The sequence below is a fragment of the Peribacillus sp. NPDC101480 genome (assembly GCF_050277335.1).
Lineage (GTDB): Bacteria > Bacillota > Bacilli > Bacillales > DSM-1321 > Peribacillus.
The window spans coordinates 237,209-251,853 of record NZ_JBNNSB010000003.1 but is presented as its reverse complement, the minus strand read 5'-3'; the positions used below and the strand labels follow the sequence as shown (position 1 = coordinate 251,853).

The following is a 14,645-nucleotide window of genomic DNA, read 5'->3' as shown; positions in this document are numbered from 1 at the left end:
AAGAGGGCTTCCTTTCGTTATTTTTTTGCTTTATTGATGTTAAAAGATTTCTTCATTTCATTTCCTGCAAGATCGGTCACCTTAAACTCAATCTTATTGTTGCCTGTTTTAAGCGGCAGTTCCAAATCCTCTATCTTCTTCTTATAGGCACGCATTTTGTATGGTTCCTTGAATTCATGATAGAATACTTCGCTTCCGTTCAGGTAAAGGCGGATTTCATCGAAATTATCTTCCACCGTCACGTCCACTTTTGGATTTTTCCCTTTGGCTCCCACAGTTTTCGGTACACCCTTCACTTTTAAACCTGGCTTTGTTGCATCGACCATAATCGTCCGTTTAAAGGAAACCGTGTTATCCCACTTATCGGTTGCTTTAACAGTGAAGCTTTGAACACCCTCTTCAAATTTCTTTTCATATGAGAATTCATATTTGTTATTCGCCTTGTTATACGTTGCAGGTACCGTTTTATTGTCGATTTTAAACTCCTTTATTTCCGACGCTTCTTCAATTTCCCCTGTTATTTTGATTTTATTTTTATTGTTCACGCTCAAGGCTTCAGGACTCTTGATCTTTACAGCTGGTGCATGATTATCGATTGGAGCTGAATCACTGGCTAATTCAGTTTCAGCCGTTTTTTCATTACCTGCATAGTCAATTGCCACAACCTGAACCTTTTCCCCTTTTACATCAGGTAAAGTGAATTGCTTCGCATTCGCCGGGAGCGGCTCTTCCATGATGGATGCTCCATCGACTTGTACATCGTAATAAGCAAGTCCTGAACCATTCAAATTATCCTTGCCTTGGATGGTTAATACATTGCCTTTTTTCGAAATTTTGACTGTCGGCTTTACCGTATCGATTTTGATAGGCATTTTAAACGTCTGCCATTTTGCACCCTCGTAATCTATCATCGCTTTGATTTCAAAATAATAGACCCCATCCTTAGCGAGTGCATTATTGATTTTACCGTCCCATTTACGGGCCGGATCAAGGGTGTACGCGGTCCCTTGTCCGCCATCATAATAGTCCTTGCGTACATTATTCTCTGTGCGAAGTTTCCGGATTGATTTGTTTTCACCATTCAATATATTGTATTCTACCTTTTTCGCATTCCTTAAGAATGATAGGACAGGCACGAAGTCATCCTGTGCACCATCATTATTTGGGGAAATCGCAATATTTTTGCCATTGAATGTTTTTCCCGCAGGGTCATAGCCAAGATAAGTGAAATCTTCACCTGCTGTAGAAACTCCACCTGCCATGCCATAGAAGGACTCTTTATCATATTTAGTGCCATCCAGGATAGGGGCTTTGTCCCACTCCCCTTTAAACCCTACATACGGTACATTCAGTTCCGGATTCGTATCGGCAGGATCCTTCAATGAAATGAACCCTTCAACAAAATATCCGTTTGGAAAGACCTCGTCAATGTCTACAAGAGTCTGAAGGTCATCACCGAGTACTTTTGCATCGGATATGTCAACTTTCACTTCGAATGTAACCGATTTTTTTGCGGGAACGGTAATCTTATTTGTGCTTTTATTATTGATTTTAATCGAAGCGTTCTTAATTTCCTGTGCTTCCAGTTCGTTAGCGGTATAACCGAGTTGTCCCTGGATTGCATAGTCTGTTTGGATATTACCTTTTACATCATACTTGACCGCTTTGTTGCTGAAGTTTTCAACCTTTAAAGTAAAGGCGAACTTATTGCCGATCTCCTTCATTGCAACCTTCGCTTCTTTCGTGAATGCCTCGGTCACGACAGCTGGTGTGGACAATGCGGATTGCAGCTGCATGACCCCGGCTCCCTGCCTGCGAGGCGAGTAAGGGTTTTCCCAGTCAAGGGCTTTATTGACGACACCTTGATCCGCTAGTGGTTTTGAAGTATTCATCATCAGGTTCTTCGCTAAATTTGCCCGGGCAGAACCATTTAATTTAAATTCTTTATCCACTCTTTCAAGAACAAGTGCCGAGCCGCCGGAAACATGTGGTGCCGCCATCGAAGTACCACTCATCATTCCATATTCATCGTTGTTCAGCGTCGAATAAATTTGTCCTCCCGGAGCAGTGATTTCCGGTTTAAAATCCAGGTTTGGTGCGACTCCCCATGAACTGAATGAGCTCATTTTCCCTGCTTCTGGATTTACAGCTTTTGTTTTATCACCATTAAAGGTAATCTTCACCTTTTCTCCATCCGTTAAGGCCGCTTTCAGCTTTGCACCATCCGATTTCAACATGAACAGCTGGGGAATGGTGATGCTTGGATCTGTGGCCATGGAAATATATCCGTCAGCATTATTGTAAATAATGACTCCTGTCGCACCTGCTGCCTGGGCATTTTGCGCCTTTTCTATAAAAGATAGCGTGCCGCGTTCGATGAGGGCGAACTTGCCTTTAACATCCACTTTGGAAAGCTCCTCCGGCGTCCCAAGACCTGCAGCCACCAAGTCATGTGTTTTTTCATTTAAAGTATTGGGATGTACGCTTGAAGCCGACATGAACGGAGCTTTCCCTACTTGTCCGTTTATATCATAAGTCGCTGCATCCAAATCCATATAGTTATTCTCTACCGACGCCACTTGTACAGAATCGTATGCAAGTCCAGGTGAACCTGAAACGCCAATATCCGGGTTCGACGCTGATGGGTTTGCAAATCCATTTCCAAAATGTGCTGAGTTTCCTGCTGAAATCGACATGAGGATCCCATTATCAACAGCCCTGGATACCGCCTGCTGCTCCGGATCTTCTGCAGATACAAAACCTGCAGTGGAGCCAAGGCTCATATTCAACACATCCGCCCCAAGGATGATGGCATCGTCAATTGCCTTGATATATATATCGCCCCATGTTGTCTGCATGTCGGGATCATTCCCGAAGACCTTTAAAGCAAGCAGCTGGGCTTCAGGAGCAACCCCTTTAATGCCGCCATTCTCTTCATCTCCATTGGCACCGGCTGTACCTGCTACATGCATTCCATGCATTGACGCCCCTTCACCAAGATCAAGGATTTCTTCATTTTCATCCATGTAATTGTATCCATAAGGAACCTTCGCCGTATAATAATTGCCTAATAGATGGTTAGATTCCTTCATTCCGCTAATTTCATTTTCAGTCAGTTCTGCCTTATTATCATTATTCAGGACCATATCACGGTGAGATGGGTCGATTCCAGTATCGATAATCCCGACGACCATCCCTTCCCCTTTATATCCATATTCCCGCCAAGCTTCCTGGGCTTGGACTAGTTCTTTACTATAAAGCATTTCGGGTTTTTCTACAGGACGTTCATATTCATTCGCAATATGTACTTCAGCAACTTCAGGCATGGCTTCCACCTTTTTGATTTCACCATACTGAAGTTCACCGCTGAACCCATTGACGACTGTCGTAAAACTTTCAAGCTCTTTGAAAGCTATTTTTTTCTCTTTCACCTTTTTTTTCAATTTCTTCTGATTAGCTAGCTTTTCGGACTTTAATTGTTGTTTCTTATTTTTCGATAACTGTTTAAAAAGTTTCCCTTCCTTCGAAGCTGTTTCTATTGCCGGGGCTTCCTTCATCTCTACGATGACCCTGACCTTCTCATTGCTTTTGTATTTCTTATCCAAATCATTTTTCTTCAGCTTTATAATACTTTCCTGATTCTTCTTACCTGCACCGCCCGAACCTGCCGGGGGGTCTGGGAGCTTGGCTGCGGAAACGCTTGCAGTAAATACTAATAGAAAGATTGCTAGAATGGACAAGCTACGTTTAATCAATGAACTTTCCTCCTCTAAAATAAGCAATTTTTGGAATATTCTTACTGAGTATAAAAGTATCACAACTTTTGGGGTGATTTTAAGAGATAATAGTCACTATTTTCCTATTTCGAACTAGGATTTTGTTATTATTTTTCATATTTTGATAGATTTACAGATAAACGACAAAAAGATGGTGATGTTAATCTAACATCACCCTTTAACTTCTAGTTTTTCATTCTTGGATCCAAAGCATCGCGCAGCCCATCCCCCATTAGGTTAAAGCCGAGTACCGTAAGCATGATTGCAAGCCCAGGGAAAAGAACCGTCCATGGTGCTTGAATGATGAACGCCCTGGAATCGGCGAGCATTTTTCCCCACTCTGGTGCTGGCGGCTGTGCACCAAGACCGAGAAAGCCGAGTGCTGCACACTCAATTATGGCAGTTGCAATCGCTAACGTACCTTGAACGATAATCGGTGCAAGGCTATTCGGAAGGACGTGGTGAAGGAGAATGCGGCCATCCCCCATTCCAATTGCCTTTGCAGCCGTTACATATTCCTCTTCTTTCACCGTTAAGACCCGTGAACGTAAAAGCCGGCCGAATATCGGGACATTGACGATGGCTATGGCGATAAGTGCGTTGCGAAGGGAGGGTCCCAAAACGGCAACGACAGCAATGGCAAGCAAGATACTTGGAAAGGCCAGAATAATATCAAAGATCCTCGATATGATCGTATCTATCCACCTGCCGTAATAACCGGCAATGATTCCTAAAAAAGACCCGACCACAACAGATCCGGCAACAGATAAAAAGCCGACCCCTATTGATATGCGCGAGCCATAAATGACCCTGCTCAAAATATCCCGGCCAAATTCATCCGTTCCGAACCAATGCTCCGCAGACGGGGCCAAATGTTTATCACTTAGCTTTTGCCCCTCAAATGAATAAGGTGCTATAACGGGTGCGAAGATGGCGATTAGGATGAAAAATGAAACAATCCCCAGACCCACAAGGGCTACCTTATTTTTCTTAAAACTTTTCCAGCCTTCCTTCCAGGGAGAGATGACTTTTTCCTCTGCCTCTTTTGGAGGAAGGATTGGCGAAGTATTCGTTGCTATTTCAGGCATGAGTTTCCCTCCCTATTTATACTTAATCCTAGGATCGATCGCTGCATACAACAAGTCCACAACTAGATTGATCATGACAAACAAAAAGGCGATGACGAGAATTCCGGACTGTATCACCGGATAATCCCGAGATAGGATTGCATCATAAATATATGTACCGATACCTGGCCACCCAAAAATGTTTTCCGTCAATATGGCGCCGCCTAAAAGTAATCCTGTTTGCAGTCCGATAACCGTCACCACTGGAATCAGGGCATTCTTAAAGGAATGCTTGTAAACAACCCAAAACATTCTCATTCCTTTAGCACGAGCCGTACGAATGAAATCCGATCTCATAACTTCCAGCATGGACGAACGTGTCATCCTTGCAATAATGGCCATCGGAATGGTCGCCAGCGCAATTCCCGGCAAGATGAGATGTTTTATCACTTCGAAAAACTGATCCACCCTGCCCGCCATGAGTGTATCTATCAAATACAGTCCGGTTATGGCCTCAACGGGATCCCTGATATTGTCCCGCCCTGTCGTCGGAAGTAAATCCCATTGAATTGAAATGATAAATTGTTCCATTAATCCCAGCCAGAAAATAGGCATGGACAAACCAATCAACGCAATCACCATGGCGACATAATCAAACCATGAGTTTTGGAACCAAGCTGATATAATCCCTGCATTAACGCCTATGACCACGGCGATGATCATGGCGATCAAGGCCAGTTCTATCGTAGCCATGAGGTATGGCCCAATTTCTTCGGAAACCGGACTATTCGTTTTTAAGGAAACACCCAGGTCTCCCTTTAACAGGCCTGATAAGTAATCCCAAAATTGAATGAACCAAGGTTTATCCAGACCAAGTTCCTTTGTCATTGCAGCGACTGCCTCTTCCGTTGCTTGCTGCCCTAAAATTACCTGTGCTGGATTTCCTGGAATAGCCCGGATCATCATGAATACAATAAACGCCATTCCTAGTAACACTGGAATGAGAGATCCTAAACGTCGTACGGTATAGGAAAACAAAACAATCACCCGCCTTTTAAATAAGGGGCCTTAAAAGCGCCCTCGATCATTTTGAAATGCATTCCATAACAAAACCGGGAAGCATGCAAGACTCCATACTACCCGGTTCGTACGGTTAATTTTCTAGAGAAACATTAACAAGGGATTGTGAACCAGTTGGATGTGGAACAAACCCTTTGACCGTCTTAGATCCGGCTAACTGCGGTAAAGAATGTACAAGCGGTACCCATGGAGCTTCATCATGAATGATTTCCTGGGCTTTTACATACAACTCATTACGCTTGGCTTCATCTGCCGTGGACTGAGCTTCGATCAGCAGTTTATGGACTTCTTCGTTTGCGTAACGGGCATAGTTGTTGGAGCCGATATTATCTTTATCCAATAATGTATAAAGGAAGTTATCCGCATCTCCATTATCGCCTGTCCAGCCCATCATGAAGGATTGGGCTTCACCGGCCTGCACTTTCTCTAAATATGCAGCCCATTCGTATGAAACGATATTCGCTTCGATGCCGACTTGTTTTAGGCTTGCTTGAATGGCTTCAGCCACTTTTTGACCATCTGGCATATATGGGCGCGGTACCGGCATTGCCCATAGGTCCATTTTAAATCCGTCTTCAAGTCCAGCTTTTTTCAGCAGTTCCTTCGCTTTTTCTACATCGTAATCATAGTCTTCGACTTTGTCATTGTAGCCAGAAACGGATGGCGGCATAGGATTCTTGGCAGGCTCTGCTGTGCCTTCATAAAAATTATCAATGATTTCCTTTTTATTGATCAAATGCGAGATGGCTTGACGCACTTCTTTCTTGTCGAATGGTGCCTTCTCAACATTGAAAGCAAAGTACCCGACATTCATGGATGCACGTTCGAATATTTGCAGGTTTTCATCTCCTGTAACTTTACTGATATCACTTGGGTTCAACCCGTCCATCAGGTCGATTTCACCTTTGATTGCAGCATTTAAACGCGCAGAGTTATCTTTAATGACCTTAAACGTGATACCATCAAGTTTTGGCAGTCCATCTTGCCAATAGTCATCGTTTTTCACCACTTCAATCGTATCGCCAGGTTTCCATGATTTGAATTTGAAAGGACCTGTACCAGATGGATTTTTAGTGAAATCGTCACCCTCTTTTTCAATTCCAGCCGGACTGGCTATTGCAAATGTAGGCATGGCAAGGTTTTTCAGGAACGGCGCCTGCGGACGGTTCAAAGTGAATTCCACCGTGCTGGCATCGATCGCTTTTACTTCTTTGATAACATGGCCTTCATCACCTTCAAATCCTCCGAACATGGAGGCATAGTACGCAAATTTACCCTCATCCTTACTTTGTGCCCAACGTTGAAAGTTTTTAACGACAGCATCTGCATTGAAATCCGTACCATCATGGAACTTGATTCCGGTTTTCAATTTGAATGTGTATGTTTTTGCGTCATCGGACACTTCCCATGATTCTGCAAGACCCGGATTGATTTCCGTATCATCTTCCCCATATTTCACAAGCGTTTCAAAGATCTGCTGTGTGACGATGAATGATTCACCATCGGTTACGATGGCTGGGTCAAGACCGACAGCGTCTCCGCCTTTACCGTATATCAATACGCCGCCCTTCGCTTCACTCGATCCCCCTTTACCACCATCTTTCTCTTTTGATGTAGACGAGGAGCATCCCGCAAGCGCTAGTGAAAGAGCAAGGATACCAGTCAGCAATAATGCCCATGTTTTCTTCATATTCTTCCCCCTTATTATTTGCGAATTTATGTATACGTCGTGTCAATTGTATAAATGACAAGCAACGTAGTGACCAGGTTTATGTTCATTCAAAATTGGCTTGTCCGTTTTGCATTCTTCCATCGCCTTCGGACATCTCGTATGGAATGGACAGCCGCCGGGCGGGTTTGATGGGCTTGGAACATCTCCCTGCAGGATTACCCTATCCCCCTTGTATTCCACATCCGGGATCGGCACCGCTGATAATAAAGCCTGCGTATATGGGTGAAGCGGATCTTCATAAAGTCCTTCACTTTCCGTCAATTCAACTATATGTCCAAGATACATGACGCCGACACGGTCGGAGATATGCCTTACCACCCCAAGATCATGGGCAATGAACAAGTAGGTCAAATCAAAATCTTCCTGCAAATCCTGCAACAGATTCAAGACCTGGGCCTGAATCGACACATCCAGTGCAGATACCGGCTCATCTGCAATGATCAGTTTAGGGTTGACTGCAAGTGCCCTCGCGATGCCAATACGCTGCCGCTGGCCCCCGCTGAATTGATGAGGATACCTTTTAGCATGGTAACTGCTTAAGCCAACAACCCTAAGAAGTTCCTGTACACGGGATTTTCGTGCCTTTTTATCTTTAACCCCATGAACGATGAGCGGTTCTTCCAATATTTTTTCAATTGTATGCCTGGGATTGAGGGAAGCGAATGGGTCCTGAAAGACCATCTGCATTTCACGGCGCATCTTTCTCATTTCACCGGCAGATAAAGCCGTCAGGTCCTTTCCTTCAAAATAAACATTACCCTCACTTGGCTCAAGCAATCGAAGCAATAATCTTCCCGTCGTCGACTTTCCGCAACCGCTTTCACCGACAAGGCCTAAAGTTTCCCCTTTATAAATGGAAAAAGACAAACCATCAACTGCCTTGACCTCTCCAATGGTCTTTCCCAGAACCCCTCCTTTAATCGGAAAATGCTTCTTTAGGTTTTCTACCTTAACCAATGTTTGACTCATTCAAGGCAGCTCCTTTCCCATCTTCATACAGCCAGCAGCGAACATGCTGACCCTCATCGAATTTCAATAGAGACGGGGTCTCATTTATACATTGCTCCATGGCATGTGAGCATCGAGGGGCAAACTGGCACCCGAGGTTGCTTGTCCCAGGTTTTGGCACATTACCAGGTATTGAGTAAAGGCGCTCTTTCTTTATTCGCATATCCGGAATCGATTGTAGTAAACCGACCGTATAAGGGTGCTTAGGATTTTGGAAAATCGTTTGCACATTTCCTTCCTCTATTACCTTGCCGGCATACATGACAATGACACGTTCACACATTTGCGCAACTACCCCAAGATCATGGGTAATCATCATGATTGCCGTGTCTGTTTCTTTATTTAAATTCTTCATTAATTCTAGAATTTGTGCCTGGATCGTCACATCCAAAGCCGTTGTCGGTTCATCGGCTATTAGGAGTTTCGGCTCACAGATCATGGCCATTGCTATCATGACCCTTTGTCTCATTCCGCCTGAAAGCTGATGAGGATATTCATCGAGCAATTCCTCGGCACGGCCAAGCCCAACCAGCTTCAACATTTCCACCGCTCTTTGGCGGGCCTGTTTTTTGTTCCATTTTTTATGTATCCGAAGCGTCTCAACCAACTGCTCGCCAATAGTGAACACGGGATTCAAGCTTGTCATCGGTTCCTGAAATATCATCGCTATATCATTCCCGCGAATTTTTCTCATTTTCGCTTCAGGGGCATTTGCGATGTTCTCTCCTTTAAAAAGGATTTCTCCCTCCACCTTACCAGCCGGTGAAGAAACGAGACCCATGATGGACAGAGAAGTAACGCTTTTTCCGCACCCCGATTCCCCCACTATCCCTAAAACCTCACCAGGATTTACATGAAAATCGATTGAATTCACGACAGGGATCACCCCATCGTCCGTACGAAAACTGGTTTGCAGCCCATTCACCTTAATAATTGGTTCGTCCATCAAATCACTTCCTATATATAACTTTTTTTCCAATTATATTATTGGGTTTATTATTGCATCAAAATTAAAATATTACAATATATTTTCTAAAAATTCTAATTTAACAGAATTATTTTTTATTTTTTCCTATTTACGCACTTTTTGGCACAAAAAAAATGACTGCAAATTTACAGTCATTACAAGAGGGGAAACAGATAAATCGATTTTATTGAGGGTAAATCGGGGTTTCCAGCCGAGGAAGAGGCTATATTAGCTTAGGGGGAATGAATTGATGAAAATGAATTTTATAAATAGTGTTGAAATTCTGTACAGTTATTTTTCATTATGGTCATATAAATACTTTTTTTGTTCCCTATGTTTTAAGCATAAAATTGATCGTTCCTATTATTGACGGAATATATCACTAATGTTTTTTTCCACTACTGCATAACAATCTTGCTTCTGTCCTGTCGTCATGCCCAAAACTATAAACCAATATGTTCAAATTCCTTAGGCTTAACATCATTTTGTTTTGAGCCAATGAATTGAACCCTCTCGGCGACCACTTCAGTTACATATACATATTTACCCTCCTGATTTTCATATCTCCTTGTTTGTATTCTGCCAGTTATGCCGATTATGGCACCTTTTTTACAATATTGAGCAGTATTTTCAGCAGACTTTTTCCATATGATACACTGTACAAAGTCGGCCTCATAGTTACCGACAGTATTACGAAAGTTCCGGTTGACTGCTAAAGTGATATTGGAAACAGCCTTGCCATCAGGTGTGTGTCTTAATTCGGGATCCTTCGTAAGCCTGCCGACGAGGGTAACTTGGTTAATCATTTTTTCACTCCTTCCTCTTTAATATGCTTTTATCATACTCTTTCTTCCATCGATTAAAAAATGAAGGAAATAGCCTTAATACACCATTTTTCTTCATAAAAAACCGTTTGAAATGATGCAAAACCATTTTTTATTGATTAAAATTAGGTGAAAAACGAATAGTTAACAAAATTAAATATTTTGCAAATTTTTATTCTATCCTTCATAATTTAGACAAATGTTGGGTATTCATTTCATTAAGGAACTTTTTTTTAGTATGATATAATTACCTTTAAAAGGATTTATCGATATGTACTATTTCAAAATTTACGTTTAAGAGAGGTAATTACCGCTCTTTCTTGCAAGAAACGGAGGAATTAGATGAAATCATTTAAATTGATCTCGTTGCAAATTGTAACTGAAAATTTTAACTTGATTGATATTGTATTAACAGATGGATTGATTATAAATAAAGAAAACGACGCTAGATCGTGGTTACTGGAAGCCTTTGTAGATGAAAATCATTTCAAAGAGCTTGAACCTTCACTTCCCGATATAAACGGAGAGGTGTATATCCAGGCCGTCATTACCAACAAGGATAATGAACCGGCTTTGTTTCACACTGTACTACGCACAATAAGAAAAGTCGGCAGCCATTATAGCCTTCTATTCGTTGGTCACATCCAAAAAACACGGAGCAAATATGCAGAACTTCTTCTTGAAGATTTGGTTCAAAAAGGGCTCGTCGGCGATGAATTAATAAATGAGTTCAAGCAAAAAATCCGCTCAAAGCCTAAATTAGCAACCAATAAATAAAAACCTTCTTTTAATTCCCATCCCCTAACGAATGCATATAAAAAGACTGACTTAGCTGAAGAAGGATATTAATCCTCTTCTTACCTAAGCCAGTCTTTGTCATTCCGTGCTAATTACTTATTGTTGTCGCCTTTTTTCTCAGCGTCTTCAATCAAGTCATCGGCATCATTATCGACGTTATTATCGTCGTTTTCAAGGATGTCATCATCGTTATTGTTGTCATTATCAAGCATGCCATCATCGTTATCGTTGTTGTTATCATCTGTACCGTTGTTATCATCTTCAATGATGTTGTTATCATCTTCTGGAGCGGGATTGTTGTTGTCATCATTATCCGTTCCACATCCAGCAAGGAACATAATAGATAATAAAGATCCCCCAATTAGTGCAAAAATTTTCTTCATCATTTTTGGCAACCTCCCTTCTTTCTTTATCATTAGTTATTTTGCCCGAATGTGAAAATAACTTGCGTCCTATTTTAAATTTAAAAAGAAAATCCTCTAATTTGAATTTAATCATTAAAAAATGCCGGACATAAAAATGTCCGGCATTCAAAGGGAGATAGATAGTTCTTAAAACCGCGCTTGCTTTAAAAAAGCATGCGGCGCTATTTATATACACCGCTTCACGATTACTTAAACCATTTTTGAAATATATAGTTAAAATACCCCATTTCCCTATCGCGTAAAATGAATCCTATTTGTCACCAAAAGCAAACATGATATCGGCTTCACATGCTGTTTCTCCATCTACCGTTGCCACTGCTTTCCCTTTACCCATTGAACCTCTCATACGCACTATTTCCACTTCCAGACGCAGCTGATCACCTGGTTTTACTTGCTTTTTAAAGCGGCAATTATCTATCCCAGCGAAAAATGCAAGCCGCCCTTTGTATTCTTCCTGTATTAAAACGGCTACAGCGCCAACTTGCGCTAATGCCTCTACAATCAAAACTCCAGGCATAACTGGATAATCGGGGAAATGGCCATTAAAGAATTCTTCATTTGCTGTGACATTCTTCAATCCTACCGCTCTTTTCCCTTCATCTATTTCAATGATCCGGTCGACTAATAAGAATGGGTAACGATGCGGAATAATTTCCTTTATTTGTGTGATATCAAGCATACTTTTTCCTCCTATGACTTAAATATTTCAAACATAACGTAAACTCGCCCCTGCCATGAAGACAGAGGCGTAGTTGCCATGTAATATAAATCCGCTAACGACAGCAACTACTTCAAAAAAAACATGGAACTACGCGCCCTTGTTCACTATATCAATAATATGGGTCCATGTGGATTTTTGGAAAACATCCATTGCATGTCCTCCACCAATCACACTGTATCCTAATAGTGCCCCGGATAATACAGCAATGAAAATCAATCCGATAACAATGAGTAAACGAAGCCAAATCGGTAAAAGACGGACCTTGACTCTACGATTCGGTTTCGCCTCAACTTCCTTTATCTCTTCTTCAATTTGTTGTCTCATTACACGATTTTGTTCCATATAGAATGTGAAAGCTCCTTTTAAGAAAACTCGCCGACTGATTTTCACTATCAGAAATTCAGCAGCTATGCAAAATGATCGGCACGATGATTTCCTTTGTTATGAATTCATTATAACCGATTTGCTCTAATTCCGCAGGGAGACATTTTATTTACCAGATACCTTAACGGATTCCATTGACTAATCCGCTCATTTGATCAGCCATCGTTACCGCTCGGGATTGAAATTGGTAAGACCGCTGAACATTGATTAGATCCGTCATTTCTTTGGAAAGATCGACATTCGAGGACTCCAGAGTGCCTTGTTGAACTGCTGCCTGGTTACGGGAATCCCCTGTTAGTGCAGTCATGATATCGTCTTCAGTAACACCCAAGGCATTGAAGTTTTCGGGCATACCAAGTAAATTTCCGCCTAAGCGGTCAAGAAATTGGGGGTTTTTTACCGAGACGATCCCGAGACCAAAACTACGTTTTCCATATTCTTCCGTATCCACTATCAATAAACCAGTTTCCGAAATCTTAATGTCTTTAATATTTCCCTCAATGAGGATCGGTTCACCATTTTCATCAAGGACTTTATGTCCTGCAGAGGTAACGAGCAACATTTGGTCGTTACCATTAGGAGATAAATAAAAGGCACCATCCCTTGTTAGCCTTGTATTGATCCCATTTTCACCCTGAACGCTTACTGTGAAGAATTGGTCCTCACGGGTGAATGCAGCATCAAGGTTGCGATCCGTCGTCTTTAAGGGTCCCTGTGAAAGCACCAATTGAGATTGGCTTATCATGGCACCTGTTCCCTGCCGGATGCCAGGTGTGGTCAACCTTCCTTTTTCCTTGGTCTCACTCGGTTGATTATTGAAACTCTGTGTCAATAAGTCATTGAAGCTCGTTTGGCTCTTTTTGTAGGCAGTCGTGTCCACATTCGCGATATTATTACTTATATGATCGATTTTACTTTGAAGTTGGTTCAGCGTATTCGTCGCCGTCATCATCGTCCGATTCATGATTTTTCCCCTTACATGTTCAAATTTCCAAAATCATTTTTTCTACTGTTCAATTAAAGCCTGCCAACCTCATTGACTGCTTTATCCAAACTTTTATCATAGGCTTGAAGAACCTTCTGATTCGCTTCAAAAGAGCGGTATGCCGACATCATTTCTGTCATCGTTCTCGATTGGTCAACATTGGAGCCTTCAAGAAAGCCTTGCTTAGTAGAAAAACCGACATCTGCAGCCACGTATGCGCTAGGTAAATCCCCATCATTCACAGCCTTAAATAGGCCTTCCCCATCCTTCATGAGCTGTAATGACGGATCATTCGAATAACCGATGCCCATACGTGCGGTCTGAACATTTCCTTCTAAAATAACACCGTTTTCCGCTACTGTGAACTGATCGCTATCAAGCTTGATCTTTTCATTATTTTCATTCAATACATAATGACCCGAAGGCGTGGTCAGATAACCTTGCCCATCCAGGGTGAAACTGCCGTTACGCGTATAACGGATAGCACCATCCCTATCCTGGACAGTAAAAAACACCGATCCTTGCCGACCCGTTTCTTCATTGATCGGCAGATTTTCATCAACTAAGGAAATATCCGTATTAAGCTGAGTTTCCTCCAATGTACCCTGGGTAAATAAAGGATTCGCCTCCTGTACGTAAACACCCGTACTGAGCCCTCCAACCTGGGATAAGTTAGTCATGTTCAATTTGTTCTCAGTAGGAACCGTTTTACCACCTATGTTGCTTATGAGCATTTCCGGAAAAGACCTTACGCTCATTTGATCCGCTTTATACCCTGTTGTATTCGCATTGGACATATTGTTTGTGAGCAATTCTGTGCGCCTTTGCTGTGTAAGCATCCCGGAAGCAGCCGTATAAAAACCTCTTAACATCTTCTT

Annotated in this window: 13 protein-coding genes; 1 reads left to right on the top strand and 12 read right to left on the bottom strand. The window is 42.1% G+C overall.

Going from position 1 to position 14,645, the window contains the following annotated elements:
• Positions 1-17: 17 nt before the first annotated feature.
• The 7 genes from ACQKMF_RS12505 to ssb form a co-directional block, all read right to left on the bottom strand.
• Positions 18-3,755 carry a S8 family serine peptidase gene (locus ACQKMF_RS12505; protein ID WP_402943382.1) on the bottom strand — a complete coding sequence of 1,246 codons (3,738 nt, stop codon included), beginning with the start codon at positions 3,753-3,755 and terminating at the stop codon, positions 18-20.
• A gap of 206 nt (positions 3,756-3,961) precedes the next feature.
• A complete protein-coding gene (locus ACQKMF_RS12500) occupies positions 3,962-4,864 on the bottom strand; it encodes an ABC transporter permease (protein WP_101223804.1) in 903 nt (300 codons plus the stop codon).
• A gap of 12 nt (positions 4,865-4,876) precedes the next feature.
• On the bottom strand, positions 4,877-5,881 hold the full coding sequence (locus ACQKMF_RS12495) for an ABC transporter permease (protein WP_427573471.1): 1,005 nt from the start codon (positions 5,879-5,881) through the stop codon (positions 4,877-4,879).
• A gap of 115 nt (positions 5,882-5,996) precedes the next feature.
• Positions 5,997-7,613, bottom strand: a complete 1,617-nt coding sequence (locus tag ACQKMF_RS12490; RefSeq protein ID WP_427573468.1) for an ABC transporter substrate-binding protein — start codon at positions 7,611-7,613, stop codon at positions 5,997-5,999.
• A gap of 42 nt (positions 7,614-7,655) precedes the next feature.
• Positions 7,656-8,624, bottom strand: coding sequence for an ABC transporter ATP-binding protein (locus tag ACQKMF_RS12485; RefSeq protein WP_402943378.1), 969 nt, complete (start codon positions 8,622-8,624; stop codon positions 7,656-7,658).
• The gene (locus ACQKMF_RS12480) at positions 8,605-9,609 is read right to left on the bottom strand and encodes an ABC transporter ATP-binding protein (protein WP_427573465.1); all 1,005 of its coding nucleotides are present in this window, start codon (positions 9,607-9,609) and stop codon (positions 8,605-8,607) included. Before ACQKMF_RS12480 ends, ACQKMF_RS12485 begins: the two co-directional genes overlap by 20 nt.
• Before the next feature lie 464 nt (positions 9,610-10,073).
• Complete coding sequence (gene ssb, locus ACQKMF_RS12475) at positions 10,074-10,436, bottom strand: single-stranded DNA-binding protein (protein ID WP_101223809.1); 363 nt, start codon at positions 10,434-10,436, stop codon at positions 10,074-10,076.
• Positions 10,437-10,796: 360 nt separating this feature from the next.
• On the opposite strand from ssb, the gene ACQKMF_RS12470 reads away from it, so the two are divergent.
• On the top strand, positions 10,797-11,231 hold the full coding sequence (locus ACQKMF_RS12470) for a YwpF family protein (RefSeq protein WP_101223810.1): 435 nt from the start codon (positions 10,797-10,799) through the stop codon (positions 11,229-11,231).
• A 113-nt stretch (positions 11,232-11,344) separates the two neighbouring features.
• On the opposite strand, the gene ACQKMF_RS12465 is transcribed toward ACQKMF_RS12470, so the two are convergent.
• From ACQKMF_RS12465 to ACQKMF_RS12445, 5 genes are all read right to left on the bottom strand, one after another.
• A complete protein-coding gene (locus tag ACQKMF_RS12465) occupies positions 11,345-11,638 on the bottom strand; it encodes a hypothetical protein (protein ID WP_402943370.1) in 294 nt (97 codons plus the stop codon).
• A gap of 289 nt (positions 11,639-11,927) precedes the next feature.
• Positions 11,928-12,356, bottom strand: coding sequence for a 3-hydroxyacyl-ACP dehydratase FabZ (gene fabZ / locus ACQKMF_RS12460; RefSeq protein WP_427573460.1), 429 nt, complete (start codon positions 12,354-12,356; stop codon positions 11,928-11,930).
• Between the two features lie 129 nt (positions 12,357-12,485).
• Complete coding sequence (locus ACQKMF_RS12455; RefSeq protein WP_101223813.1) at positions 12,486-12,740, bottom strand: DNA-directed RNA polymerase subunit beta; 255 nt, start codon at positions 12,738-12,740, stop codon at positions 12,486-12,488.
• Positions 12,741-12,903: 163 nt separating this feature from the next.
• Positions 12,904-13,746, bottom strand: coding sequence for a flagellar hook-basal body protein (locus tag ACQKMF_RS12450; protein ID WP_427573457.1), 843 nt, complete (start codon positions 13,744-13,746; stop codon positions 12,904-12,906).
• A 53-nt stretch (positions 13,747-13,799) separates the two neighbouring features.
• Complete coding sequence (locus tag ACQKMF_RS12445) at positions 13,800-14,639, bottom strand: flagellar hook-basal body protein (protein ID WP_427573454.1); 840 nt, start codon at positions 14,637-14,639, stop codon at positions 13,800-13,802.
• Between the last annotated feature and the right edge of the window lie 6 nt (positions 14,640-14,645).

Bases quoted from the DNA above. Each gene is read 5' to 3' on its own strand.
- ACQKMF_RS12465 (WP_402943370.1), bottom strand. From the start codon at position 11,638: ATGATGAAGAAAATTTTTGCACTAATTGGGGGATCTTTATTATCTATT.
- fabZ (WP_427573460.1), bottom strand. From the start codon at position 12,356: ATGCTTGATATCACACAAATAAAGGAAATTATTCCGCATCGTTACCCA.
- ACQKMF_RS12445 (WP_427573454.1), bottom strand. From the start codon at position 14,639: ATGTTAAGAGGTTTTTATACGGCTGCTTCCGGGATGCTTACACAGCAA.
- ACQKMF_RS12485 (WP_402943378.1), bottom strand. From the start codon at position 8,624: ATGAGTCAAACATTGGTTAAGGTAGAAAACCTAAAGAAGCATTTTCCG.
- ACQKMF_RS12450 (WP_427573457.1), bottom strand. From the start codon at position 13,746: ATGAATCGGACGATGATGACGGCGACGAATACGCTGAACCAACTTCAA.
- ACQKMF_RS12490 (WP_427573468.1), bottom strand. From the start codon at position 7,613: ATGAAGAAAACATGGGCATTATTGCTGACTGGTATCCTTGCTCTTTCA.
- ACQKMF_RS12500 (WP_101223804.1), bottom strand. From the start codon at position 4,864: ATGCCTGAAATAGCAACGAATACTTCGCCAATCCTTCCTCCAAAAGAG.
- ACQKMF_RS12455 (WP_101223813.1), bottom strand. From the start codon at position 12,740: ATGGAACAAAATCGTGTAATGAGACAACAAATTGAAGAAGAGATAAAG.
- ACQKMF_RS12470 (WP_101223810.1), top strand. From the start codon at position 10,797: ATGAAATCATTTAAATTGATCTCGTTGCAAATTGTAACTGAAAATTTT.
- ssb (WP_101223809.1), bottom strand. From the start codon at position 10,436: ATGATTAACCAAGTTACCCTCGTCGGCAGGCTTACGAAGGATCCCGAA.
- ACQKMF_RS12480 (WP_427573465.1), bottom strand. From the start codon at position 9,609: ATGGACGAACCAATTATTAAGGTGAATGGGCTGCAAACCAGTTTTCGT.